General features: G+C 73.7%; 20 protein-coding genes and 2 tRNA genes. 9 read left to right on the top strand and 13 right to left on the bottom strand.

The genetic code is table 11. The annotated features are described in order from the left end of the window. Nucleotides 1-8: 8 nt before the first annotated feature. From ACIODU_RS12535 to ACIODU_RS12515, 5 genes are all read right to left on the bottom strand, one after another. Nucleotides 9-614, bottom strand: coding sequence for a phage tail protein (locus ACIODU_RS12535; protein ID WP_356426134.1), 606 nt, complete (start codon nt 612-614; stop codon nt 9-11). Nucleotides 615-648: 34 nt separating this feature from the next. Beyond that, entirely contained in the window at nt 649-984 is a 336-nt protein-coding gene (locus ACIODU_RS12530) for a hypothetical protein (protein WP_356426318.1), read from the bottom strand. 457 nt (nt 985-1,441) lie between these two features. After that, entirely contained in the window at nt 1,442-1,660 is a 219-nt protein-coding gene (locus ACIODU_RS12525) for a helix-turn-helix domain-containing protein (protein ID WP_401767349.1), read from the bottom strand. An 11-nt stretch (nt 1,661-1,671) separates the two neighbouring features. Further along, nucleotides 1,672-2,265 (bottom strand): hypothetical protein, encoded by a 594-nt coding sequence (locus ACIODU_RS12520; RefSeq protein ID WP_401767012.1) that lies wholly within the window; start codon nt 2,263-2,265, stop codon nt 1,672-1,674. Continuing rightward, nucleotides 2,262-2,531 (bottom strand): WhiB family transcriptional regulator, encoded by a 270-nt coding sequence (locus ACIODU_RS12515; RefSeq protein ID WP_356426131.1) that lies wholly within the window; start codon nt 2,529-2,531, stop codon nt 2,262-2,264. The genes ACIODU_RS12520 and ACIODU_RS12515 overlap by 4 nt, the downstream gene beginning before the upstream one ends. A gap of 367 nt (nt 2,532-2,898) precedes the next feature. On the opposite strand from ACIODU_RS12515, the gene ACIODU_RS12510 reads away from it, so the two are divergent. From ACIODU_RS12510 to ACIODU_RS12500, 3 genes are all read left to right on the top strand, one after another. Then, nucleotides 2,899-3,273 (top strand): helix-turn-helix transcriptional regulator, encoded by a 375-nt coding sequence (locus ACIODU_RS12510; RefSeq protein ID WP_356426311.1) that lies wholly within the window; start codon nt 2,899-2,901, stop codon nt 3,271-3,273. 41 nt (nt 3,274-3,314) lie between these two features. Beyond that, nucleotides 3,315-3,920: a hypothetical protein gene (locus tag ACIODU_RS12505; RefSeq protein WP_401767010.1), complete on the top strand. Its 606-nt coding sequence runs from the start codon at nt 3,315-3,317 to the stop codon at nt 3,918-3,920. A gap of 119 nt (nt 3,921-4,039) precedes the next feature. After that, nucleotides 4,040-4,993, top strand: a complete 954-nt coding sequence (locus ACIODU_RS12500) for a GNAT family N-acetyltransferase (protein WP_401767008.1) — start codon at nt 4,040-4,042, stop codon at nt 4,991-4,993. 73 nt (nt 4,994-5,066) lie between these two features. On the opposite strand, the gene ACIODU_RS12495 is transcribed toward ACIODU_RS12500, so the two are convergent. Continuing rightward, nucleotides 5,067-6,122, bottom strand: a complete 1,056-nt coding sequence (locus ACIODU_RS12495) for an LLM class flavin-dependent oxidoreductase (RefSeq protein WP_356426308.1) — start codon at nt 6,120-6,122, stop codon at nt 5,067-5,069. 196 nt (nt 6,123-6,318) lie between these two features. Then, entirely contained in the window at nt 6,319-7,158 is an 840-nt protein-coding gene (locus tag ACIODU_RS12490) for a decarboxylase (RefSeq protein WP_401767006.1), read from the bottom strand. A 254-nt stretch (nt 7,159-7,412) separates the two neighbouring features. On the opposite strand from ACIODU_RS12490, the gene ACIODU_RS12485 reads away from it, so the two are divergent. From ACIODU_RS12485 to ACIODU_RS12475, 3 genes are all read left to right on the top strand, one after another. Then, nucleotides 7,413-8,390 carry a D-2-hydroxyacid dehydrogenase gene (locus ACIODU_RS12485; RefSeq protein WP_401767004.1) on the top strand — a complete coding sequence of 326 codons (978 nt, stop codon included), beginning with the start codon at nt 7,413-7,415 and terminating at the stop codon, nt 8,388-8,390. 319 nt (nt 8,391-8,709) lie between these two features. Further along, complete coding sequence (locus tag ACIODU_RS12480; RefSeq protein ID WP_401767001.1) at nt 8,710-9,468, top strand: IclR family transcriptional regulator; 759 nt, start codon at nt 8,710-8,712, stop codon at nt 9,466-9,468. Between the two features lie 402 nt (nt 9,469-9,870). After that, a tRNA-Lys gene (locus ACIODU_RS12475) sits at nt 9,871-9,944 on the top strand. A 101-nt stretch (nt 9,945-10,045) separates the two neighbouring features. On the opposite strand, the gene ACIODU_RS12470 is transcribed toward ACIODU_RS12475, so the two are convergent. Both ACIODU_RS12470 and ACIODU_RS12465 read right to left on the bottom strand, forming a co-directional pair. Beyond that, nucleotides 10,046-10,543 carry a phospholipase gene (locus ACIODU_RS12470; protein ID WP_356426115.1) on the bottom strand — a complete coding sequence of 166 codons (498 nt, stop codon included), beginning with the start codon at nt 10,541-10,543 and terminating at the stop codon, nt 10,046-10,048. A gap of 183 nt (nt 10,544-10,726) precedes the next feature. Further along, complete coding sequence (locus ACIODU_RS12465; protein WP_401766998.1) at nt 10,727-12,064, bottom strand: sensor histidine kinase; 1,338 nt, start codon at nt 12,062-12,064, stop codon at nt 10,727-10,729. Nucleotides 12,065-12,196: 132 nt separating this feature from the next. Between ACIODU_RS12465 and ACIODU_RS12460 the strand changes: the two genes are divergently transcribed. Together ACIODU_RS12460 and ACIODU_RS12455 are read left to right on the top strand one after the other, a co-directional pair. Further along, complete coding sequence (locus ACIODU_RS12460; RefSeq protein WP_401766995.1) at nt 12,197-13,039, top strand: ABC transporter ATP-binding protein; 843 nt, start codon at nt 12,197-12,199, stop codon at nt 13,037-13,039. Next, nucleotides 13,033-15,492, top strand: coding sequence for an ABC transporter permease (locus ACIODU_RS12455; RefSeq protein ID WP_401766992.1), 2,460 nt, complete (start codon nt 13,033-13,035; stop codon nt 15,490-15,492). The genes ACIODU_RS12460 and ACIODU_RS12455 overlap by 7 nt, the downstream gene beginning before the upstream one ends. Before the next feature lie 199 nt (nt 15,493-15,691). Here ACIODU_RS12455 and ACIODU_RS12450 read toward each other — a convergent pair whose 3' ends face one another. The 3 genes from ACIODU_RS12450 to ACIODU_RS12440 all read right to left on the bottom strand — a co-directional run bounded on the left by ACIODU_RS12450 (nt 15,692) and on the right by ACIODU_RS12440 (nt 21,007). Further along, the gene (locus tag ACIODU_RS12450) at nt 15,692-16,279 is read right to left on the bottom strand and encodes a lytic polysaccharide monooxygenase (RefSeq protein ID WP_161311070.1); all 588 of its coding nucleotides are present in this window, start codon (nt 16,277-16,279) and stop codon (nt 15,692-15,694) included. A 136-nt stretch (nt 16,280-16,415) separates the two neighbouring features. After that, nucleotides 16,416-18,035 carry an SPFH domain-containing protein gene (locus tag ACIODU_RS12445; protein WP_401767347.1) on the bottom strand — a complete coding sequence of 540 codons (1,620 nt, stop codon included), beginning with the start codon at nt 18,033-18,035 and terminating at the stop codon, nt 16,416-16,418. Nucleotides 18,036-19,525: 1,490 nt separating this feature from the next. Continuing rightward, entirely contained in the window at nt 19,526-21,007 is a 1,482-nt protein-coding gene (locus ACIODU_RS12440; protein WP_401766989.1) for a peptidoglycan-binding protein, read from the bottom strand. A gap of 184 nt (nt 21,008-21,191) precedes the next feature. On the opposite strand from ACIODU_RS12440, the gene ACIODU_RS12435 reads away from it, so the two are divergent. Then, a tRNA-Lys gene (locus ACIODU_RS12435) sits at nt 21,192-21,265 on the top strand. Nucleotides 21,266-21,504: 239 nt separating this feature from the next. Here ACIODU_RS12435 and ACIODU_RS12430 read toward each other — a convergent pair. Further along, nucleotides 21,505-22,575, bottom strand: coding sequence for a glycoside hydrolase family 6 protein (locus ACIODU_RS12430; RefSeq protein WP_401767345.1), 1,071 nt, complete (start codon nt 22,573-22,575; stop codon nt 21,505-21,507). Nucleotides 22,576-22,631: the final 56 nt, after the last annotated feature.

Here is a 22,631-nt window from a genome sequence, read left to right as displayed (position 1 = left end):
CGTAGCGGTTACGCGAACGCCGTGTCCTTCATCAGCCACGTCGCCAGCGGCAGCGTCGTGTCGTCCTGCGCGTAGGCCGTGAAGGTCACACCGAGCTTCATCGCGCCCGTGCGGGTCATCGAGATCTCCTCGGTCTCGGTGACCTGGCCGCGCGGGATGACGAAGCGGTACGACACGTCGCCGGTGCCGTTGCTGTCGGTGAACTCGAAGCCGAGCTGGCGCTCGTCCGCCTTGGGGTTGGCGGAGAGGTCGTACTTGAACGTGCCCGCCGCGGCCGGGGACGACAGGAGCGCCGTGGCGCCACCGCCCATGAAGAACGGCAGGGTGTTCTTGTTGATCTGGAGCAGCTGGAACTTCACCGTCAGTTCACGGTCGGAGTAGATGTAGCGCAGCGCGCTCACCGACTGCCAGCCGTCCACCTGGTCGATCTTGTCCTTCTTGCTGAGCTTGATGCCGTCGGTGGAGGTGTAGCCCAGCTCGGTCCAGCCGGTCCACGCCACGGTGGTGTCGATCGGCGCGGCCGGCGCTCCGGTGGCTCCGACCGGGGCCGCCACCAGAACCTTTCCGGTACCCGCTACGCGGATTTCCTTGCTGCTGTTGGGACCTGTTGCCATGGGAACTCCTCAGGAAGGGGTGCGGGTGGTGGGTTTACGCGGGGCGGATGGACAGGCGGAGCGTGGCCAGGTAGCGATTGCCGGCCGGGCGGTTGTAGTCCGGCAGCCAGCGGGGCCCGTCGGCCTCGTCGACGTCGGTGACCACCGCCGTGCCGTACCGCGTACCGATCAGCTCCAGGACACAGGCGCGGGCGGCGAGGGCCACGGTGTGCGCCGTGGTCTTGTCGGGGCCGTACACCTCGAGGTCGAGCAGTGGTTTGTCGAGGTGCAGGTCGTCGACCCACACGCCGCCGGCGCGGGAGACCAGGACGGCCTTCTGGGTGCCGTCGAACCCGGCGGGCGGGCGGTTGTCGACCGTGACGCCGACCATTTCGGGCCGGTCCTCGAGGAAGTCGACGACGAGCCGTTCCACATCGGGAAAGTTCAAAACGCTCACATGGACGCTCCTTCGCGGAAGGCGATGGGCCGTGGGGCGGATGTGCCGATCGGTGACACTGATCGGTGACACCGATCGGCGATGCTGATCGGTGATGCTGATCGGTGATGCCGATCAGGGGTGCGGCCCGGTCGCGACCCAGGGGAGTGGGATTCCGGGCAACACAAAGCGGCAGGTCCGCCGCCCCTCGGAAGGGGCGCAGCTCTGCCGCTGCTTCAAGTGTGATCGAGGGGCGCTGATCCCGCAACCGAGCTTTCCGGCGGTGTGGTTGGTGGTCCCGGGGAACGAGGGGCGCAACGGGAGAGGCCCCGCCGGTGTCCCGGCGGGGCCTCTCCTGGTCTCGTACGTCGATCGTGCGTCGATCGTGTGTGGTCGTGCGTCGGTCGTACGGTCAGCTCCTGCGGCGCGCCGCCCGCTCCGCCGCGAACACGTCCTCCAGCCGGTAGAGCAGCCGTCTGCCCTGGCGTCCCGCCGCGGTCAGGTGTCCGAGCTGGACCCACTTCCTGATGGTCGCCGGCGACACCTCGACCTCGGCGGCGGCCAGATCCCCCGAGATCAGCGCGACACTCGCCGCGCCACCCGCGCCACCCGCGCCACCCGCGCCCGCCACGCCATCCCCGCTCACGACGCCGCCTCCACCGCCGGGGTGTGGCGGCAGACGGGATTCACGCACATCACCGTCGCCCGCTCCGGGAACGCCCGCAGCGACACCGAGTCGCAGGCGGGGCAGCGCCCGGCGACGCGGACCAGTTGCTCGGGGTCGCCCAGCGCCCGGGCGCACCGGCGGGCCATCCGCCGGGTCTCGTCCTCCACGTGCGCGGCCAGGTCCGGGTCCCCGCCGATCCGCTCCAGGAGGCCGGCGATGCGCCGGAGTCGTACGGGTACGGAGGCCGCGGCCACGCGGGGCAGGCCGAGCCGTTCCCGTACGGCCTCCTCCAACTCCACGACCCCGTCGGTGACATCGCGGATGGCGTCGGACACGTACAGCCGCAGGGGCGCGACGGAGCCGCCCGTCGGGGCGGCGCCGGGGCGCTCGCGCAGGACGCGTCCGGCGGTCGGGGCGAGTTCCGTCAGGAGCTCGGGGAAGTGCCGCAGGAGCGCGGCGATCCACAGGGCGCCGCCGGTGCCGCCCGTACTGCCTGTCCCGCCGGTGCGGCCGGTGCTGCCGGTGCAGTCGTTGCTGCCGGTGCGGCCGTTGCTGCCGGTGTTCGTCATGCCGCCCGCCTTACCTCGCGGCCGTTGCGCCACAGACGCCCGCCGCTGACCCCGTCGAACCACGTCCGCATGGGGTCCACGACGGCGACGCACTCCTCACGGATCGGGCAGTGATTGCAGGCACGCAATACCGGCTCGGCCTCGGAAGGGACTTTGGTGAACACAAAACGCTGGGGAAGATCGGCGCAGGCGGCGTCCCTGCGCCAGTCAAGATCTTCGTCCGTACGGAAGAAGCCCAAGGTCACGGCGGTTGAGGACACTGTCATCGGTGAAGGCACGTGCAACCCCTCCCCATGTATGGGAATATTTGTTCGACAATTGCGGACGCGTGATCAGCGTTGCATGGTGCGAGCGCGTGCGCAAGCGACTACGTTCTGTCAGGAGGTGTCCCGCACTGCGCCCCAAGTCGCCGCTCAGCTCCGCGCGTTGTACGACATCTCCACAACAACGCGCGAGCGCGCACACGTATAGGTGCGCGCGCGATCGGTACTCTGTCCCCCGCGACGAGGGGAGATCGAGACAATGGGTTCAGGCTCGCGGGCGGACGCCCGCAACAGCACGGGTTTGCGGGGCGACGGCGTCAGGAACCGCGCGGACGGACTGGACGTGTTCGCCGGCTGGGTGGAGTCCCTGATGCGCCGTCAGGGGTACGACATCGACAGTCCGCGCGGCGGCGGCAAGTCGAAGCTCGCCGACGACGCGGGGGTGCACCGGGCGGCGGTCAGCCGGCTGCTCCAGCGGCAGAGCATGCCCGACCTGGAGACCATGCGAAGACTGGCGGCGGTGCTCGGCATCCCGCTGAGAGACATGCTCATCCGGTCGGGACGCCTGTCCGAGGAGGATCTGCCGATCGCGGCGCGGCCTCATATGGACGCGGCGCGGCCCGAGTTGGCGGAAGACTCCCCGCGACTGAGTCCGGAAGAGGCGGCACGGAGAATGGGGGTGCCCCCTGAGCTGCGGGAAGTGTTCGTGAAGGTCGCGAAGCAATTCCTGCCGGCAAGTAGTTAGGGGACCAGCTGCCCCGTGGGGGGGCGTGAAGGAGTGCGCGCATGGGCAACGACGGGGACGGTGGCGTTCCGGTCCCACAGGACCGGCTGGCCATGCTGTTGGGTGATTTATTGATCGAGCTGGGCCAGAAGGTCCAGCAGGCCGGTGTCGACGGTGTGCGCATCCTCACGGACGAAGAGATCATCCGGGATCAAGTGCGGTGGTACCGGACCGGCTGGGCGGAGCACGCCCGGGCGGCCGGCCAGACGCAGCCCGCGGCGGCGGGTCACCCCGACATGGAGGACTTTCCCGTGCCCTCCGGCAGACTGCTCCGCTTCCCGGACCAGTCGACCGACACGGAGCCGGCGACCCCGGCGGCGGACACACCCGGTCCGTCCCGTGCGTCGGAGAGACCGGAGGCACCGGGGACGGCGGGGACACCAGGGACGCCGGGCACACCGGGCGCACCGGAGGAGCGGGACGGGCTCGCGCGCCCGCACTCGCCCCTCCCCGGAGACCCGGAGTCCCCGCCCGGACCGGAGTCCCCGCCGGCGTCACAGACGCAGCGGCTGCCCCTCGTGGGCGCGGGCGACGCGAACGTACGCAACCTGATGCCGCACCGGCCACGACACAGGCGGACGGCGCGGGAGCGGGGCGACGAGAGGTGAGCCGAGGGGCACGCTGAAAGGTGAGCCGAGAGACGAGCCGGGAGGCGAGCCGAGGGGCCCGGCCTCCGGGCCGCCCCGTCGGCAGGGCGCCGGTGCACCATTCCACCTAAGCTGTACATATGGGCGAATCTCTGACGCGGGCGGGGTACACCACACGGCCGCTGCGCCCCGCGGACACCGACGCGGTGATGGAGCTGCTCATGCTGACCAGCGCCTGGGACATCCGTTACCGCCTGCGGGAGCAGCTCCGTGCCGCCGCCGCCCACGACGCCCACCTCGCCTTCGTCGCCGAGCGCGACGGCGCCCTGCTGGGCGCGGCGAAGCTCGCCCGGGAACCCGCCTTCCCCGGCACGGCCTCCGCGCTGGTCGCCGTCGTACCGCAGGCCCGCAGGACGGGCATCGGTGCAGCGCTCGCGGGGCTGCTCGAAGAGGGGGCGGGGCGTCTGCCCGGCACGCGGACGATCACCTGCACGCTGCGTGACGACCTCTCCGAGGGGCGCGCGTTCGCGGAGGGGCGCGGCTTCCGGGTGACGAACCACAGCGTGGGGCGGTTGTACGAGCTGCCCGCCCACGGCGAGAGGCTCGCGGAGGCGGCGGCGCGGTCGGCGACCCTGGCGCACGTCAGCGTCCGGGCGGCCACCATGGAGGACGAGGGGCGGACGATCATGGAGTGCGCGGGCCGGTGCCTGGAGGGCGCCAAGCTCCCGTTCCAGGAGGGCCAGGACTTCAACCTCGATCACGCGCGACGACTCATCCCCGAGCAGGCCGTGATCATGCTGGCGGAGTCCCTGGACGGGTCCGAGCCCGTGACCTGCGGGCTGACCATCCTGACCCCCCAGGCGGCCTCCGACACGTGGTACACGATCTTCACCGGCGTGGACGCGCGCTACCGGGGGCGGGGCATCGCGGCCGCGGTGAAGTCCGCGGCGCTGCTGCACGCGTACCGGGCGGGAGCCGGTTCTGTCATCACCCACAACGACGAGACGAACGAGCCCATCCTCCGCCTGAACGACTCGCTCGGCATGAAGCCGGCGCTCGGCGTCTGGGGCCTGGTCCGCCCGCTGGACCGCTGAACCCCGCCCCCTGGAGGGGACGGGGTACGGGGTACATCTCGCCCCCCAGGGGGGGTACGCCTCGCCCCCCGCGTCAGCCCAGCGTCGGCAACCCGTAGGCGTCGGCGATCAGTTCGTAGCTGCGCAGCCGCGTCTCGGGGCTGTGGGCGTGCGCCGTGATCATCAACTCGTCGGCGCCCGTGCGCTTCTGGAGATCGTCCAGGCCCTCCCGTACGACATCCGGCGTGCCGTGCACGATGTTCACCAGCCAGCCGTCCACGAACTCCCGCTCCATCGGGCTGAACTGGTACGCCGCCGCCTCGTCCGGCGTCGGGATCAGACCCGGGCGGCCGGTGCGCAGCTGGAGCATCGACAGCGCGCCGGTGAGGACCTGGCGGCGTGCCTCCGGCTCCTCGTCGGTGGCCAGGGCCGCCACCCCGATCACCGAGTACGGGGCGTCCAGCACCTCCGACGGGCGAAACGACTCGCGGTACAGCTCCAGCGCGGGGATCGTGTTCTGCGCCGAGAAGTGGTGGGCGAAGGCGAAGGGCAGGCCCAGCACTCCGGCGAGGCGGGCGCTGAAACCGGACGAGCCGAGGAGCCAGATCGGCGGCCGGCCCTGGGGACCCTGGACCGGGCCGGGGATCGCGTGGATCCGGCCGTAGCGGTGCCCGGAGGGGAAGTCGTCGTCCAGGAAGCGGGTCAGCTCGGCAAGCTGCTCGGGGAAGTCGTCCGCGCCTTCGTTGAGGCGTTCGGTACGGCGCAGGGCGGCGGCGGTCGCTCCGTCGGTGCCGGGCGCGCGGCCCAGGCCCAGGTCGACGCGGCCGGGGGCGAGCGCCTCCAGGGTGCCGAACTGCTCCGCGATGACCAGCGGGGCGTGGTTGGGCAGCATCACCCCGCCGGAGCCGAGCCGGACGCGCTCGGTGTGGGCGGCGAGGTGGGCCAGGATCACGGCCGGGGACGACGAGGCGACGCCCGGCATCGAGTGGTGCTCGGCGACCCAGTGCCGGTGGAAGCCGCGGCGCTCGGCCAGCTTCGCCAGCGCGACGCTGGTGCGCAGGGAGTTCGCGGCGGTCGAGCCCTTGCCGACCGTGACCAGGTCCAGGACGGACAGGGGCACGGGCGCGGTACCCCGGACCACACCACGAATCCTGTCCGTGGCCCGGTCCGCGTCTTTGTCCGCGTCCGTGCCTGTGCCTGTGTCTGTTGTGTCTCGGCTCGCGTCAACCACCGGTGAACACCCTCCTGCGCATGAAGAACCTGGGAACACGCAAGAACAGGAGGGGTGCTCCGCTTATTCCCCGGCGCGCCGTCGCGGGCGCGCCGGGAGCGTCGGTCCAGGACCGTCACTCCGGCCCGGCGAACAGGGTGCCCAGCCCCCGCCCCCGCGCCCGTCGTTCCGTCAGCCGCAGCCCTTCCCAGACCGTCACCTGGTTCGCCGTGAGCACCGGCTTGCCCAGCGCCTCCTCCAACTCCGGCAGGTAGGCCACCGTGTGCAGGGCCGTGTCCGGGAGGAGCACCGCCTCCGCGTCGGGATGATCACCCGAACGGGCCAGCTCGATCACCCCTTCGCGCGTGTCGGCCTGACGCGTGTCGGCCTCGCGCATGTCGGCCTCGCGCGCGTCCGGATCCGCCGCCTCGCCGGCCGTCCCGAACGCCCCGGCCGGGGCGGCGGCGGGCCTGCCCGAAGCACCGGCGGACCCGGCAGACCCGGCGGCCCCGGCGGAAGCGGCGGCTCCGGCCAGAGCGGCGGCCCCGCCCCCCGGTCCGCTCCCCCGGCCCGGTACGACCTCCGTCCCCGCCGCCTCCAGGAACGCCACGAAGCGGTCGGTGACGTCCCGGGGATAGCGCGCCGCGACGGCGACCCGGCCGACCCCCAGGGCCCGTACCGCGTGGGCGAAGGCGAACGACGTGCTCGACGCCGGCAGCCCCGCCGCGACGGCCAGCGCGCGCGTGTGCTCGTGCGCCCCGTCCCACCCGTACATGAAACTGCCACTGGCGGACGCCCAGACGACGCACTCCGCGCCCGCGAGCCTCAGTTCCGCCACCCCCTCGGCCAGCCGCTCGGGCTCGCCCATGTCCGCGTGGACCAGCGGCAGCCTGACGTCGGTGCCCAGCAGCATCTCGATACGTGGAAAGTCGTCCTCGGCGGCATGTCCGGGACAGAGAAGTCCAACGGTCGTCATGTCCAGCCCTCCTGTGTCGTCCGTCGTCACGGGATCGATGACGAATACCCCCGACTCCGGTGCGTACTCCCCCCGCTCCTTCTCACCTCCCCACCCCCCCAGTGCGCTGTTGACGACCTTCGTACGAGGTGCGAGCGTGGTCGATCCGCACACTTCCCGCACACCTCCCGGACGCCGCTCCCGAACGCCGCTCCCGGACGCCGGCAGACGGGCTCCGCCGGCGGAAGGGTCCTTCGGTAGAAGGGTTCCCCCTCATGGCCGTACCGACCCTGCTCGTCCTGGACGGGGCGGGCCAGGACCCCGCCCCGCGCCTCGGCAGGCTGACCGGGCGGGCCACGGTCCTGCACACCGACGGGGCGGGCCTCGCCGCCCGGCTGCCCGCCGCGGACGTGCTGCTGGTCTGGGACTTCACCTCCGACGCGGTACGGGAAGCCTGGCCGGGTACGGGCCCGCGGCCCCGCTGGGTGCACACCGCCAGCGCCGGGGTCGACCGGCTCCTCTGCCCCGAACTGGTCGCCTCCGACACCGTCGTCACCAACGCGCGCGGCATCTTCGAGGAGCCCGTCGCCGAGTACGTGGCGGGCCTCGTCCTCGCCATGGCCAAGGACCTGCCCGGGACGCTGGAGCTGCAACGCGGACGGCGGTGGCGCCACCGCGAGGGGCTGCGCGTCGCGGGCAGCAGGGCCACCGTGATCGGCGCGGGCCCCCTCGGCCGGGCCGTCGCGACCACCCTGCGCGCGCTGGGTGTGACGGTCGCCGTCACCGGCAGCCGCGCGCGGCCCGGCGTCCACGGACCCGAGCACGTGCAACGGCTGCTCACCCGCGCCGACTGGGTGATCTGCGCCGCCCCGCTGACGGAGTCGACCCGGGGCATGTTCGACGCCCGGCGCTTCGGCCTGATGCAGCCGTCCGCGCGTTTCATCAACGTCGGGCGCGGGGAGCTGGTGGTCGAGAGCGACCTCGTCGCCGCCGTGTCCAAGCGGTGGATCGCGGGCGCGGCGCTGGACGTCTTCGACCGGGAGCCGCTGGATCCGGACAGCCCCCTGTGGGACGTACCGGGTCTGATCGTGTCCCCGCACATGAGCGGGGACACCGTCGGCAGGCTCGACCGGCTGGGTGAGCAATTCGTTGATCTGTACGAACTGTGGGCCGCCGGCAAGCCCCTCCGTAACGTGGTCGACAAGAAACGCGACTACGTCCCCCCGCTCGACCGGCCCACGACTGGGCCATGACTGGCTATGACCGACCCCGACCGATCGCTGACCGATCGCTGACCGGCCCGTGACCGGCCCCGCGCCGCCCGCGTTCCCGACCGGCCCGGAGGCGGCGGCGATGCCCTCCTGCGTACGCCCGGGGCTCTGACCTCCCACTCCGCTTACACACCATGCCTCTGTCATATGCCATGGTGACGGCGCCCTGCCCACGGCGCGGCGCCACTCCGTTCTTCTCCTCAACAGCCGCCCCGCGCGGTGGCCTTGGCGGTTATCGTGGGTCCGTAATCCTGCGGTCACTACCTGCTGTCAACCCGCTGACAACCTGCTAGGGGGAGCCGTGGCGCTGAAGCCGGAGCCGACCGCGCCGTTCCACTCGGTGCATGACGTCCTGCGTGTCCTGGAGACGGTGGCCAAGTACGGCGGCGGGGTGACGGACGTCCAGATCGCACGCGAGACGGGCCTGCCCACCGGGCATCTGGCGCCGATGCTCTCCATGCTGCGGCGCGAGGGGTACGTCGAGCAGGTCGCGGACGGCGCCTACACGATCGGCGACTCGCTCGTCCTGCTCGGTTCCGGCGCCGCCCGGAAAGAGGCGCTGGAGGCCAAGCTCCAGGACGACCTGACCAAGCTGCGCGACTCCGTGGGCGCGGCCGTGTACCTGAGCCGGTACATCGACGGCGAGATCAAGGTGACCCGGATCGCGGACGGGCCCGGCACCCCGGCGGTGAACGAGTGGGTGGACTTCCGGTCCGCCGCGCACGCCAGCGCGATAGGGAAGTGCCTGCTCACGCAGTTGGACCAGAACGGACGCCGGGACCACCTGGCACGCCACAAGGTGGCCCGCTTCACGTCCCGCACGATCACCAGCGAGCGGCTGCTGCTCTCCCGGCTGGACGGCCAGCCGCCGACCGTGCCAGTGCTGGATCTCCAGGAGTACGCCGTGGGGACGGTGTGCGCGGCCGTGCCGCTGACGGCCGGCTCCGCGGTGGGCTGCCTCGCGCTGTCGCTGCCGGTCGAGGACGCGCACCGGCTGAGGTGGGCGGCGGCGAGGCTGAACCGCGGGGCGGCTCCGATGGCGCTGTCGCTGACGCTCTGAATGGCGCTCCCCGGCTGACGCTCCGGGTGCGCTCCCCGGCTGACGCGCCGGATTGCGCGTCTCGGCTGACGCGCCCTTCGGTGCGTCTCGGCCGACGCTCCGAATCCGCGGCCCAAACCGATCTGGCGACCCTTCGCCAACCTCTCCCACAGCTATTCACACCGCGTCGCACCCTCACTACGCTTGGTGACTGTGCCGCTGGGAAGTGCCCGTGGCGCGGACACGAAGGCGATCGCTTGCCAGGGAGCGCGCGCCGGGGGCCGTCTTCGACGGCCTCCTCAGGACCGCCCCGCCGAGGGGCTGACAGGACCCGGGCCACGGCCTCCCCCCTTCCTCCCCGGGGCGGGGAAGGCCGTGGTCCGGAGCACCCCTCGGCACCGGGTATTATTTTCGAGTCAGCAGGCGCCGTTAGCTCAGTTGGTTAGAGCAGCTGACTCTTAATCAGCGGGTCCGGGGTTCGAGTCCCTGACGGCGCACAGACAGGGAAGGCCCCTCGCGAGAGCGAGGGGCCTTCTTCGTGTGCCGGGGGTACGGAGTGTGCGGGGCGGGCGCCGGGGCTCCCGGGGCGAGCGGCCGGTCAGCCGACCTGGGCGACGGAGCGGTTGCCGTCGACCGCGGGCGTCACGCCGAAGATGTCGACCGCGTGGTAGTACGTCCACGCCGTGGCGTCGCAGGACGCCTTCGTCGCGCCGGAGTACGCCGAGCAGACCCGCTTGAGGTCGGTGTAGAACGCGGAGTCGATCCGCGCCTTGTTGGCGCTGAACGTGCCGGCCGCCTTGTAGTTGCGGTAACCGAAGTCGTGGCGGGCGCAGGCCGTCTGGAACGGGAAGCCGAAGGGGTTGTCCGGCGAGCTGGAGCAGTAGTCGGTGGACCAGTCGAAGCCGTACGCCGACCAGGCGCCCTGGTTGCCGCGGGCGGAGACCCACGCGTTGTAGCTGCTGACGGTTCCCTGGGTCCAGCCGCTCAGCACCTGCGGCTTGTCCGCGGGCGCCGCGACGGCCTGACTGGTCGACAGCAGGGCGGCGGGAAGGGCGAGCAGGGCTGCGGCGAGCGAAAGTGCCAGACGTCTGCGCATGGGAAAACCTCCGGGCGAAAACGGGCGTGACGCCGTGCGGTGGCACGGCGCTTCCTCACACTGAACGGCGCGGTTCGCTTACGGGTCTACGCGCGATGACCGCTGCGGGAATCCTCCCTGACATTCGAGTGCCGGGAAACCCCCCTGCACCGCCCGCACCACCGAACGCCCCCTCAAACGGCCCTAGTTGATGGCTTCGGTACGGATATCCGTACGGATGTCGCACGGGATCTCGACCCGCAGGACCGTGGGCCCGCCGACCGGGCTCGACAGGGACAGCCGGCCGTCCAGGACGGAGACCCGGTCGGCCAGACCGGTCAGTCCGCTCCCGCCCTCCGCGCGCGCCCCGCCCCGCCCGTCGTCCTCGACCGCCAGCACCAGCCGCCCGTCCCCGTACCGCCCGGTCACCGTGGCCCGGGCCGCCCCGCTGTGCCGCGCGACATTGGCGAGCGCCTCGCACACCACGAAGTACGCGGTGGCCTCCACGGCGTCGGAGTACCGGCCGGCCGCCCCGTCCAGCGAGACTTCCACCGGCACCACCGAGCGGTCGGCCGCGTCCGCGACGGCGGCGGCCAGCCCGTAGTCGGTGAGCACCGCCGGGTGGATGCCCCGGATCAGCTCGCGCAGCTCCGCCAGCACCTCGCCCGCCTCCTCGTGCGCCGTACGGAGCCGGTCGGCGACGGGGCCCGGCGGGGCGTCGAGCCGGGCGAGCCCGAGGGACATCGTCAGCGCCACCAGGCGTTGCTGCGCCCCGTCGTGCAGGTCGCGCTCGATCCGCCGCCGCTCGGCCTCGAACGCGTCCACCAGCCGCATGCGCGACCGGGTCAGTTCGGTGACGCGCTGGCCGAGCGCGGTCTCCCGCGGGGCGATCAGGAGCCGGGTCACCTCCGCGCGGGCGCCGGCCACCGCGCCGAGCGCGTACCCGCACCCGGCCAGGAGGACCACGCCGAGCACGGCGAACGCCCAGGCGGCGGGCCAGGACGTGACCGTCCAGAGCTTCGCGACCTTCGCCTCCCCGCCGTCCCCCACGGTCGCCATCAGCAGGGGCGTGGCGATCAGGTCCAGCGGCAGCAGCAGCCCGAAGCCGACGGCGATCAGGTCCAGCGGCCACAGCACCAGGGCGAGGAGCAGGGCGTGGCCCAGCTCCCGCCAGGTCGCCCGCTCCCGGAACCGGGTCAGCGCCCAGGGCCCCAGCCCCGGTTCGGCCGGCCGGCGGTGCGGGTCGGGCAGGGGCCGGGTGTCCACCAGCCGTATCCGGCGCCGCTCCAGCCCGGCCACGGGAATCCCGCCGAGCGCGAGCAGCGCGAGCAGCGGGAGCCCGACCAGGACGAGGGAGAGCAGCCCGCCGGCCACGGCGAGGACGCCCGTCACCCCCAGCACGGCGATCCCGGCCGGGACCCCGCTCAGCAGGTACGCGGCCGAGCGCCAGGGCCAGGGAGTCAGCGGGTAGCCGGGCCGGGCCAGCGCCTGCCACACGGTTTCGGGAGACGCGGCGCGGGAGGAGAGGGCGCGGGAGGGCATGGCACGACGGTAGAGGGGGCGGCCGGGGCCGGACCATCGGGCGGGGCGGAGTGCCGGGGGTAGGGCCTGCCCCACCCCGGGACTCGGTCCCGCCCCGCTGTGCCGGGCCTCCGTTCCGGATGGAGTGGACCCATGACCCACCCCAGCAGAAACGACACCGGCGACGCCGTGCGGCTGGCCTCCGTGAGCCGTACGTACGGGACCGGGGCGGACGCCGTCACCGCCCTCGACCGGGTGTCGCTCGCGTTCCCGCCGGCCACGTTCACCGCCGTGATGGGCCCCTCGGGCTCCGGCAAGTCCACCCTGCTCCAGTGCGCGGCCGGCCTCGACCGTCCCACGTCCGGCTCGGTGGTCCTCGGCGGTACGGAACTCACCGCGCTCTCCGAGGCCCGGCTGACCCGGCTCCGCAGGCGCCGGGTCGGCTTCGTCTTCCAGGCCTTCAACCTGCTGCCCGCCCTGACCGCCGAGCAGAACGTGGCGCTGCCCCTGCGGCTCGCCGGACACCGCGCCTCGCGCACCCGGGTACGGGAGGCGCTGGCGGAGGTCGGCCTCGGCGACCGGGTCCGCCACCGGCCCTCGGAGATGTCCGGCGGACAGCAGCAACGGGTCGCGCTGGCCCGCGCGTTGATCACCCGCCCCGAGGTGCTGTTCGCCGACGAGCCGACGGGTGCGCTCGACTCGCGGACCGGCCGCGAGGTGCTCTCCCTGCTGCGCGCCATGGTCGACCGGGAGGCCCGGACGATCGTGATGGTCACCCACGACCCGGTGGCCGCCTCGTACGCCGACCGCGTGGTGTTCCTGGTCGACGGACGGGTCGACGGCGAACTGCCCGCGCCGACCGCCGAGGAGGTCGCGCGCCGGATGACGGTGCTGGAGACCGTACGGAACACCGCCCCGGACACCGCCCGGAAAGCCGTCCCGGAGACGGGCCCGGAGACCGCCGGGACCGCCCGGCCGGAGGTCGCGTCGTGCTGAGTGTCGCTCTGCGGACCCTCCGCGCCCGTTGGACCACGTTCATCGGCAGCTTTGTCGCCCTGGCGCTCGGCGTCGGCCTGATCGCCACGATGGGGCTGGCGCTGGCGGCGAGCCTCGACGCCCCCGACCGCCGCCCCGAGCGGTTCGCGGCGGCCCCGGTCGTGGTGAGGGCGTCCGACACGCTGCGCGTACCGACCCCGGTCGGGGACCGGACCAAAAGGCTGGACTTCCCCCCGCCCCTGTCGGCCGCGCTCGTGGCGAAGGTGGCCGCGGTCGGCCGTACGATCGAGGACCGTTCCTTCACGGTACGGGCACCGGGAGCGGCGGCCCCCGCCGCCCTGGTGGGCCACCCGTGGTCCACCGCCGCGTTCGCGCCGTACCGGCTGAGCACGGGCCGGGCGCCCTCCGCCGCCGACGAGGTGGTGGCGACGGGGAGTTGGGCCGCCCCGGGCCTGCGGATACGGACGGACCGGGGCACGGTCACGGTGGTCGGTACCGTACGGGACCTCGGCTTCGAGCACGCCCTGTTCTTCACCGACACCCGCGCCGCCGAACTCTCGCCGCCGGTGCGTCAGTTGGCCGTGGTGGCGGAGGCCGGAGCCGTACGGGCGGCGGTAACGGACACCCCGGCGGTACGGGTGCTGACGGGGCGCGGCCGTGCGCAGGCGGACGCCGATCCGGACCGGGACAGCGAGGCCCTGGTCGTGGTGAACACCATGCTCGGTACGGCGGCGGGGGTCACCGGCTTCGTCTCCGTCTTCGTCGTCGCCTCGACCTTCGCGTTCGGAGTCGCCCAGCGGCGAAGGGAGTTCGGGCTCCTGCGCACGGCCGGCGCCACGCCGGGACAGATCCGGCGCACGGTGTTCGCCGAGGCGGCCGTGGTCGGCGTGCTGGCCTCGGCGGCGGGGTGTGCGCTCGGCGCCGCCGCCGCGCCGAGGCTGGCCGCGTGGCTGGTGGGGAGCGGTGTCGCGCCCGGCTGGTTCGCGATCGGCACGTCCACCTGGCCGTACCAACTGGCCTTCTGGGCGGGGCTGTTGGTCGCCCTGACCGGCGTGGTCGCCGCGTCCTGGCGCGCGGGATCGGTCGGCCCGGCGGAGGCGCTGCGCGACGCTGCGGTGGACAGCGGGACCATGACGTGGGGCCGCGGGGTCTTCGGCGCGGGGCTGCTGCTGACCGGGCTGGGGCTGCTCGCCCTCACGCTGATGACCGAACCGGGCAGCCTGCTCGGCCGCAAGGCGTACACCAGCCGCCCGATGCTGCTGATCACGGCGTTCGCCCTGCTCGCGCCCGTCCTGGTCCGCCCGCTGATCCGGCTGCTGACCTGGCCGCAGGCCCGACTCCCGGGCGCCACGGGCCTGTTGGTGCGGGCCAGCGCGTGCGCCGGGATCCGCCGTACCGCGGCCGTCGCCGCACCCGTCCTCGTCACGGTGGCGCTGGCCGGGTCGCTGCTCGGCGCCGTCGCCACCGTCGCCGACGCGAAGGCCGGGGAGATCCGGCTGCGTACCACGGCGGACTTCGTGGTGTCCGGCGCGGCCGACACCGGCTTTGACGCGGCCACGGTCGCCCGGATGCGCCGGATCCCGGGCGCCGCGATCTCGCCGACCTCGGCCGGGGCCGTCTACGTCCTGGAGGACGGGGTCGCGCTGATCAGGTCCGACGCCCGCGCGGCGGAACCGTCCGCGCTCGCGGCGACGGCCCGACTCCCGCTGGTGGCGGGCCGGTTGGCCGATCTGGACGACCACTCGATCATCGTCAACGACGAGTGGCGGCAGCACACGGTCGGCCGGTCGGTGGACGTCCGGCTCGGCGACGGCACGCGCAGAACGCTCCGTATCGCGGCGGTGATGCGGGCCGGGACCGGCGACAACGGCGTGTACGTGACCCCCCGCAACGCGGCGGGCGCGCCGGTGGACCGTGTCGACGTCAGGGTCCGGGAGGGCGCGGACGCCCGTGCGGTGGGCGCCGCCCTGCGGACGGCGGTCGCGGACGGCGGCCGGGTGTTCGACAAGTCGGCCTGGGTGGCGGCGAGTTACCCGGAGACCGACGGCAGGACCCGCGTCGGCTTCCTGCTCGTCCTCGGTATCGCCCTGCTCTACAGCGGGATCGCCCTCGCGAACACCATGGTGATGGCGACCGCCGACCGGGTCCGCGACCTGGCCGTCCTGCGGCTGGCGGGCGCGACGAAGGCGCAGGTGCTGTGGCTCGTCGCGGCGGAGGCGCTGACGGTGGTGGCGGTGGGCGCGGTGATGGGCGTCCTGGTCGCCGGGCTCAACCTGCTGGGAATGTGGGGTGCGTTGGGCGTGCTGCGCGTGCCCTCCGTACCCGTGATGCCCTGGTCCGCGCTCGCCACGGTCGTGGGCGTCTGCGCGGCGACGGCGGTGGTCGCGGCGGTCGTACCGGCGTGGCTGTCGCTGCGACGGCGGCCGGTGGAACTGGCCGGGGTACGCGAGTGACCGCGCCGGGGTGAGGTGGCGGCGCCGGGTGAGGTGACCTCGCCCGGGTCAGGGGGGCGGCGTCCCGGGGAGCGGGGCCGACGGCGGCGGACCGACGGTGCCCCGCTCCCCGGGCGCCTGACTACGACGTACCGGCCCCGGTCGCCGCTGCCACCACGGCGACCGGAGTCGCTACCTCATACCGAGATCTGACGCTCCGTCAGAACTGCACGTCCGAGCAGGAGTAGAACGCGTTCGCCGTGTCGGAGATCGTCCACACGCCCAGGATCATGTGCCGGCCGGTCCGGGAGGGGAGCTTGCCCGAGTGCGACAGCGTGAACGGCGGCCGCGCGTTGTTGTACGGCACCGTCAGGAACGGCTGGGTCTCCAGGGCGGCGCGGGTGAGCGGCGCGTTGGAGTTCCAGCCCTGCTTGGTGATGTAGTACTTGAAGTCCGTCGTGGCGTGGCTCGCGGTGAACTGCCAACGGAAGTTGTAGTTCGCGCCGCTCGTCACCTTCGTGGTCGGCCAGGCACCGTTGCGCTGGTCGTTGAGCTGGTTGAACTGGCTGAGGCCGGCCGAGCACAGCTGCCCGTCCGGGGGGCCGGCCGCCGGGAAGCCCTTGGGGCCCTCGGCGCTCTGCGGCTCCCACTGGATGTTGCCGCAGTTGGACACCGTGCCGTTGGCACAGAGCTTCTGACGGCTGAGCGGCTGGTCGGTGTAGCCATGGCTGCTGGCGCTGCCGGTGCCGACGAACGACACGCCGGCGATCGCGAGGCCGACCACGGCCGCGCCTATTTTCTTTCGCATGCTTCGCTCCAGAGAACGTGGGGAGTTCGGTGAGCCGTACTGCACGCGTGCAGGGGAATACAGTCTGCGGTCTAGACCAAGCCCTAGAGTATTAACGGAACTTGACCGTGTCCATAACAAGTGCGGTCCAGACCAATCAGAATCTCTCCGCCGCGCCCTGCCGTCCCGTGTAGAAGGCCACCGTCAGGTCTTTGACGAGGGCTTTACGCTCGTAGTCGTCCAGTTCGACCAGTCCGCGCGAGGTCAGCCGGTGCACGGTGTCGTCCACCGCGTCGACCACCGACGTCAGCACGCTGTCCCGGTGCCGGGCGTCGATCGCGGCGATCCGGCTGCGCTGCATGGCCTCGGCGATCTCGGGGGCGTACTCGATCCGCGTCGGCTGCGCCGAGAAGACCTCGACGCCGACGGGCCGGCACTCCGCCGACAGCATCCGGGTCAGCGCGTCACCGACGGCCTCCGCGTCGCGCAGGGTCGGGGCGTCGTCGTGGAACGCGTCGGCGGGCAGCTGCGACAGGACGCGCGCCATCGCCGCCTCGACCTGCTCGCGCAGGTACTCCTCGTGGTCCCGTACGCCGAGCGCGGCGCGCACGGTGTCCTTGACCCGCCACACGACGAGGACGACCACGCGCAGGGCCGTACCGTTCGCGTCGACCGCCGGGACGGGCTCGCTGCGCCAGTGCCGGAGCCGTACGTCCACCTTGCGGCGCAGCAGCAGCGGGCTGACCCAGAGGAGGCCCGTGCGGCGCACACTCCCCCGGTAGTCGCCGAACAGCGTCAGCACCCAGGCCTGACCGACCCGGCCGCGCCCGAGCCCGCCGAAGGCGAAGAGCGCGACGGTCACGCCGAGCGCGAGCACCGCCCACTCTCCGAGGGCGATGCCGTGGTACGCGGGGGAGGGCAGCCGGAGCACGGTGTTGACGGCGTCGGGGACGGCCCCGGCCCACCAGACCACCACGGCGCACGCGACGAGGGCGGCGAGCCCGGCGCACACGGCGACCCAGCCGGGCAGGACGGGCCCCGGCCGCTCGACGAGCCGGGGATCCCCGGGCGGAGCGGCCCGCACCGGCACGACGGGCCCGGACGCGGGGGCGGGCACCCGCCGCATGCGCCGCGCGCCGGCGGCGGGGAGGGAGGGCCCGCTCTCGTCGCGCTCGTCGCGGAAGAGGAGGTGGACGGGGATGTCGTGGCTGGACTCCCCCACGATGACAGGACCACTCCACCGCCCGGCCTCACCACCGCCGACCCCGTCCCCCGCACCCACGTTGTCGTCGGCGACGCGCGCGCGGGGGGCGGAGGGGGACTCGGCGAGGGCCGAGGAGGTCGGCACGGGGGCGGGCGCGACCGGCGGGGAGGAGGAGGGCGGTACGGGGGCGGACCCGACCGGCGAGGAGGAGGAGGGCGGTACGGGGGCGGACCCGACCGGCGGGGAGGAGGAGGGCGGTACGGGGGCGGACCCGACCGGCGAGGAGGAGGAGGGCGGTACGGGGGCGGACCCGACCGGCGAGGACGACGAGGGCGGTACGGGCGCGGGGGACGCCGCTGACGGCGGTGCGGGGGCCGGCGCCACGGGTGGCACGGACCGGGGCGCGGGCTCTGGGTCTGGCTCTGGCGAGGACGGGACCGGCGGCACCGACCGGGACCCGGGCTCCTCCGCCGAGGTGGCGAGGGGCGCGATACCGGCGGGCGCGTTCAACTCACGCCCGGGGATCGGGTGCAGCGCGGGGCTGAGCGGTCGAGCGGGAGCGAGGTGCTCCACAAACCCGGGCAGGTCACGCCCAAGAACCTGCCGCACCGACGCACGAGAACCGGGATCCACCCCAGCCCCCCGCGCCAAGTCCGCCTCAACACCCCGCCCAAGGCTCCCCCCGGCACGGACCTCAACGCCGGCACCGGAGCCCGACTCGACATCCAGCCCAAAAGCCGGACCGTGGGTCCCCCCGGCGTCACGCGCCGAGGCAGACTCAAAGCTCCGCGCGGAGGCGGATCCGGCATCGCGCGTGGAGTCCGGGCCGGAGGCCCGCGCGGAAGTCGGCTCGGCGTCCCGCCCGAAGGCCGGACCGGCGGTCCGCGCGGAAGCGGACTCGGCGTCCCGCACGACGGGCGGCTCGGCGCCCAGCTCGGAGGCGGGGCCGGAGGTCCGGGCGGGCGCCTCCGGCGCGGCGTTCCGGGCGGAGGCGTCCGGCTCGGAAGTTCGCGCGGAGGCAGACCTGGCGTCCCGGCGGGGGCCGCCGGCCGTGGCGGCCGTGTTGGCCGACGCGAACCCGCGCCCGGCGCCGCCGCGTGCGGCCGCGTCCCGCGTGCCTGTGTCGGCGGAGATGCCGTGGACCGGCTCCGGCTCTGCCGTCACGGCGGGAGACGGCAGCACCGGCTCAACGCGACCGTCCGCGTGCACCGTTACCGGTCGGCAGTGCGTGCCTTCGAACACAGGCGTCCACGCGGCGTTGGCAGGCGCGGTGCGAGCGGGTGCGCTCGAGGCGGATACGTCCGGCGCGGAAACGTCCTCGGCAGACGGCTCAGAGGCGGACTTGCACGAGGCGGACGCCTCGGGAGCGGACGCCCCCCGGGCGGACATGGACGAAGCAGCCGACTCCGAGGCGGGCACGTACGGGGCGGAGGACTCGGAGGAAGGTGCCCCCGGGGCAGACACGCACTGAGCGGACCATTCCGAGGCGGCCGTTCCCGAAGGGGACTGCACGGACGGGGACGCGTACGAAGCGGAGGTCTCCGAGGTCGGTGCCCCCGGCGGTACCGGCCCACCGTCCCCCGGCGCGCGGTCACCGGACGCACCGTCCCCGCCCGTCGGCGCGGGGGTCCGCCCCGGCGCGGTGGGAGCGGAGTTGGGGCCCTCCGGCCGAGGCCCCGAAGCCGAAGTCGGGGCCGGGGCCGGACCTGCACCCGAAGCCGAAGCCGCACTCGCACCCGGAGCCGGGCTCAAAGCCGAAGTCGGAACTGAACCAGAGGCCGGACCCGGAGCCGGGGCCGGATCCGAAGCCGGACCGGAGGCCGCACCCGAAGCCGGGCTCAAGGCCCAAGTCGGGGCGGGACCCGAAGCCGGGGCCGGGGCCGGACCTGCACCCGGAGCCGACGTCGGGACCGACCCCCGGGCCGAGGCCGGGGCCGAGGCCGGAGCCGGGGCCGAGGCCGGGGCCGAGGCCGGAGCCGGAGCCGGGCCCGGAGCCGGGCCGTAACCCGCACCCCAGGCGCTCTCGTCGTGTTGGCCCGGCCTCGTCGTCATTTTTGCCTCCGTCATTCGAACAGTCGCCGCCACGTCTCGGGGCCCGGGTAACCGTCCGCCGCGCTGCCGCGCCAGCCCTGCGCGCGCTGGAACGCCTCGACGTTGCGGCGGTCCGCCTCGCCCCAGCTCGGGCCCGGGCCCGAGGTGTAGTGCCTGCCGAAGCCCTTCCGCACCAGCCGCTCGCCGAGCCGCTCGACGTACGGACCCGACCGGCCGGGCCGGAAGGACCCGAGGCCCGGATACGCCGGCACCCCCGCCGTCGTACCACCGGAAGCGGCCCGACCGGCGGAGGCGCCACCGCCGGAGGCCGCACCACCCCCGGCCGCCCGAGCCGCGCTCTTCCCGCCCGCCCCGGCGATGCCCTTGCCCAGGCCGGTCACCAGGAGCCGCCACGTCTCCGGCCCCGGCAGCCCGTCCGCCTCCGCGCCGCGCCAGCCCTGCGCGAGCTGGAACGCGCGCGTGGCCCGCCGGTCCGCCTCCTCCCAGCGCGGCCCGGGACCCAGGGTGTAGAAGCGTCCGGCGCCGCGCGCGACCAGCATCCGGCCGAGCTGGGTGACGTACTTGTTGTGCGCACCGGGCCCGAACGCCCGCGCCCCCGGGTACGGCACCGCCGCCGTCGCCTTCCCACCGGCGGCGCCGCCGGCGCCCTTGGCGCCCTCGGTGCCCTCCGTCAGACCCCGGTAGCGATACGGCACGTACCGCGCCGAGTTGCTCCAGTACGCCATCGGCGTGGACTGCGCCCGCGTGTGCGGCTGCGTCTGCTCGTACGCGATGTAGTACGTGTGCGTGTAGTCCGTCCAGCCGCCGAAGAGCGTGACGTGCGACCCCTTGTTGGGGTCGGACGGGTTGTGGAAGAGCAGCATGTCCCCCGGCTGGAGATCCTCCCGCGCGATCTTCACCCCGTACTGCGCGAGGCTGCCCGTCCATTCGTTCCCCGCGAGGTTCCAGGCCATCGAGACATAGCCGGAGCAGTCCTGCCGGTACCCGTCGGACCAGTACGTGCTCATGCTGTACGGCACCTGCGCGCTCACCCACCGCTTGGCGCGGTCGATGATGTCCGCCCGGGTCGTGGCGCGCGGCGGCGCGGACGGATTCCCCGCCACCGGCCCGGGCGACGGCCGCCCGTGCAGCGGGCCGCTCCCGCCCTGCGGGGTCTCCGGGTCGGGCTCACCACCGGGCACGGCGGCGACCACGGCCCCCGGCACCGCCCCGGCGGCGTCGAAGGCACCGGCCGCCGCCAGGTCCGCCGCCGACGCGACCCCGTCGAACCCCGTCCCGGCCGGCCCCAGGTCGGCCCCCGCCGCCGGCCCCGTCGCGCCGAAGGCGACCCCCGCCGCCGTGACCAGCACCAACGCCCGCCGGGCGCCGTGCGCGCCCGGGTGGCCGCCGGCCCGTACCGGCAGCCCCCTGGCCAGATCCCGGCGCCGCCCGGCGCATCCGGGACACGGGCAGTCGAGAGCGGGCTCGTACTCCTCGAAGGCCGGGACGGTCATGCGAATCCCCTCCACACTCATCAAGATCTGTCGACGCGACTGCACGGGCGCCAGTGTCTCAACTGTCCGGACACGTCGCATTTTGACGGATCAAAGGTAAAAAACGACTATCCGACAGGCCGCGCAAGACCTCACCCGGTCCGGGCCACCCACCGCGATCGGGTAGAGTTCTCCAGGTCAGCGCGCGCCGTTAGCTCAGTTGGTTAGAGCAGCTGACTCTTAATCAGCGGGTCCGGGGTTCGAGTCCCTGACGGCGCACCGACGGTCGAAGCCCCCTCACGTCATGTGAGGGGGCTTCGCCTGTTCCGACGGGGCCGCACCCCTCCCGTACACCTCCAAGACGTGGCGTATGTCCGCCATTGTTGGGGTTCGCACGCCGAGGGCGTGTGCCTGGAGCGTGCGCGTGCGTGCGCCCTCCTCGTACGTACGCCCTCCTCGTACGTACGCTCCCCGCGCGCGTACGCCCTTCACCCGGCCCGTCACCCGCGCACGCCGGGTCACGACCCGTTCCGCGCCAGCCCCACCGCGTACTCCGCCCACCACTCGCCCGCCCGCGGCCCGCCCCTGCACTCGCCGTCCGACTCCCCCGGGCGCTTGATCCACAGGTACGCGTCGACCAGCGGATCGCCGGTCCTGACGGTCGGCGCCTCGCCGAGCGCGCGGCCCGGCGGGTTGCACCAGTTCTCGCCGGGATCACCCGAGGTGTACGCGCCGTTGCCGTTGCGGCTGGTGTCGACCACGAACGGTTTGCCGCCGACCCGCGCGGAGAGCCGCTTGCCGAAGTCCACGCTCTCGGCGGTCGGGAAGAAGTTCGAGACGTTCACCGCGAAGCCGTCGGCCTGGGCGAGGCCCGCGCGCCGCAGCGGCTCGAAGAGCGCGTCGGGCGTGCGCCAGCCCGGGTTGCCCGCGTCGAGGTAGACGGAGGTGCCGGGCTGCCGGCCGAGCCGCTCGACGGCCGCGCCGAGCAGGCCGTACCGCTCCGCGCGGAACGCTTCCGGAGTACAGCCGTCCGCCAGGTGCAGGACGGCGTCCGGCTCCAGGATCACCGTGGCCCGGCGCGCGCCGATCCCTTGCGCGACCTCGTCGATCCAGGTCCGGTACGCGTCGCCGTCGGCGGCGCCGCCCTTCGAGTACTGGCCGCAGTCGCGGTGCGGGATGTTGTAGAGCACCAGCAGCGCGTCCCGGCCGGCCGCGGTGGCCGACGTGGTGACCGCTTCCGCCTGCGCCCTCGGGTCGTCGGGGCCGATCCAGGACGCGGCGGGCTGCTCGGCGATCTTCCTGAGGAGCCGCGCGCTGTCCAGGTCGCCCCGGTCCGCGTGGACGACGGCCTCGCGGGCGGCCGTACTGTCGGGATCGACCCAGTACGGCACGTCGCCCTTGGGGCGCTGGCCGAGGGGCGCGGAGACGGCGGAACGCCCGCCCCGGTCGGGACCGTCCGGGCCGTCCGGACCGTCGGGGCCATCGCCGCCGGAGCCGCCCGAGCCACCCGAACCGCCGGACGAGCAGCCCGCGAGCAGGAGGAGCACACCCGCCGCGAGGGCCGTGGCCCGTACCGCACTGCCGTCCATCCGCTTCCCCACGTCAAGGACCACGGCCCCCACATTACGGTTTACGGCCCCCGCGC

Origin of the sequence: Streptomyces sp. NPDC088261 (genome assembly GCF_044740805.1) — a bacterium.
Lineage (GTDB): Bacteria > Actinomycetota > Actinomycetes > Streptomycetales > Streptomycetaceae > Streptomyces.
Note: the sequence above shows the minus strand (reverse complement) of the source record. Positions and strands in the feature narration are given on the sequence as shown.